Raw genomic sequence first — 2,138 nt, forward strand, 5'->3', positions numbered from 1 at the left:
CGCCACCCGGTCGCCGGCAACAACGCCCCGTTGCTGTAAATGAAAGGCTATCTGCTCAGACAGGCTGTAGAGCTCCTGATAGGTCAGTTCTTGTCCGTTGTGTTTTACTGCAACCTGCAAGGGCGTACGGGCCGCCTGTTCGGCAAATAACACGGTAAAAGTCCGGCATTCATCGGCCAGCAGACTTTCCGCTTGTTCCCCCTGGCACCACGCCGCCAGTTGCGGCGGTAATGGCAAACAAAGCGCAGAAAGCGGCAGAGACGTGTCCGCGACTATCAGCAGCAGCAGGTGTCTGAAGCCAGCTGCAAATCTTTCTACTGATTCCTCCCGGAACAATTTAACCGCATACTCAAACTCAAAGTAAAGCTGATCTTCCTGTTCATAAGCCAACAGCGAAAGATCAAATTTAGACGCCCGGCCAATTCCCCGATAGGGTGTTATCGTCAGTCCGGGCAGCTCGATGGCATGTTGATCTGCCGTATCGAAGGAAAACATAGTATCAAACAGCGGATTACGACTGGCATCCCGGTCAACTTTCAGTTTATGGATCAGTTCTTCGTAAGGGTAATTTTGCTGCTCTACACAGGTAAGCACTTTCTCTTTTACCTGTTCCAGAAATGCAGCGAAGCGCAGGTGCCCGGAAGGGTGGCATCGCAACGCAAGGCTGTTCACAAACATCCCGATAATCTGTTCCAGGTCTGCATGTTCACGGCCAGCCACCGGCGTGCCCACTACAATGTCTTCCTGACCACTCAACCTGCTCAATAAAACATAATAGCCGGCCAGCAACAACATGTACATGGTTACCCCCTGCTGCTCACAGATCTTTCTTAATTGTGCCGTTTCCTCTTTGCTAAGATCAATCGTCACGACTCCTCCTTCATAGCTTTTAATGGGTGGTCGGGAAAAATCAGTCGCCAATTCAAGCACGCCCGGCATATCAGCAAACTCGCTCAACCAGAACACTTCCATTGCTTCCACTGCTTTCTGTTGTTCATCGCTTTGCTGCCACTCCGCGTAATCCCTGTATTGCAGGGCAAGCATGGGCAGCTCCTCCCCTTTATAAAAACGGATGAAGTCCTGAATGAATATCTTTTGCGACACGCCGTCTGTTATAATATGATGCATGTCTGCTATCAGTACGTGACTTGCCGGAGACAAAGAGATCACACCTATTCTCATCAGCGGCGCTTTACCCAGGTCGAATGGCCGTATAAAATCGTTGATCATTGCCGGCACTTCTCCTTCAGTGGCCTTACGCCATTGTATATCCAAAACGGCCCCGGTGGAAATCTGTTGATAAGGTATACCTTCTCTTCTGACAAAAACAGTACGCAGGGTTTCATGCCTTTCCAGTAATCTGTTAAAAGCTGTTACAACCTTTTCCCTGTCAAGCACACCTTCTATTTTTATTACCTGTGGAACATTGTATGCCGTTACATCTTCCGCCAGTTCATACAGGAAATACAACCTCCGCTGCGCAGAAGATAGTGGGTAGTATTCCTGATCAGGGGCTTTTTTTATAGCAAGGTATTTTTTACCAGCATGAACAGCCTTAAAAAAAGACAGGATCTCCTCTTTTTTTGCCCGGATACGCTCCACGATCTCAGGGCTCAGGTCCTCCTTTTTTGCCCGGACCCGCAGCTCCTCATTTTCAACCGTGATCAGTACGTGGTGGTGTTTGCGGAGGTGGGTGATATACTCGTCGATGTTCATATCAGTATGTCTATTATTTCTTCCTGATCGGTCACACCATTTTCCATTTGTTGTATGGTGATGATATAATCAGCGATGTTTTCAATATTGTTTTTGCTGAAAATTTCTTTCAGGGGCATGTCAACATTAAATGACTTCCTGATTTTTTCTTTCATTAAACCCGCTTTCAGCGAATGCCCACCCAGGTCAAAGAAATTCTGGTCGATGCTGATCTTGTCTTTATCAATATGCAGCACGTCAGACCAGATACCGGCCAACATTTGTTCGGTTTCACTCGTCGCTGGCCGGAAATATCCTCCGGACGGCAATTCCGGTGCAGGCAGCTGCTTGCGGTCCACCTTGCCGCTCAGCAACAAGGGGAAAGCTGTCAGGTGGATGTAATAGGAAGGATGCATATATTCCGGCAGGCGCCCCGACAAATA

General features: G+C 48.4%; 2 protein-coding genes. Both read right to left on the minus strand.

Going from position 1 to position 2,138, the window contains the following annotated elements; genetic code table 11:
* A partial coding sequence (locus ICL55_RS34835) for a condensation domain-containing protein (protein ID WP_246496864.1) occupies positions 1-1,716 on the minus strand: 1,716 nt, incomplete at its 3' end.
* On the minus strand, positions 1,713-2,138 hold a 426-nt coding region (locus tag ICL55_RS34840), incomplete at its 5' end, for a phosphopantetheine-binding protein (protein WP_188106688.1). The genes ICL55_RS34840 and ICL55_RS34835, both read right to left, overlap by 4 nt.

The organism is Chitinophaga varians, assembly GCF_014529945.1.
Taxonomy (GTDB): Bacteria; Bacteroidota; Bacteroidia; order Chitinophagales; family Chitinophagaceae; genus Chitinophaga; species Chitinophaga varians.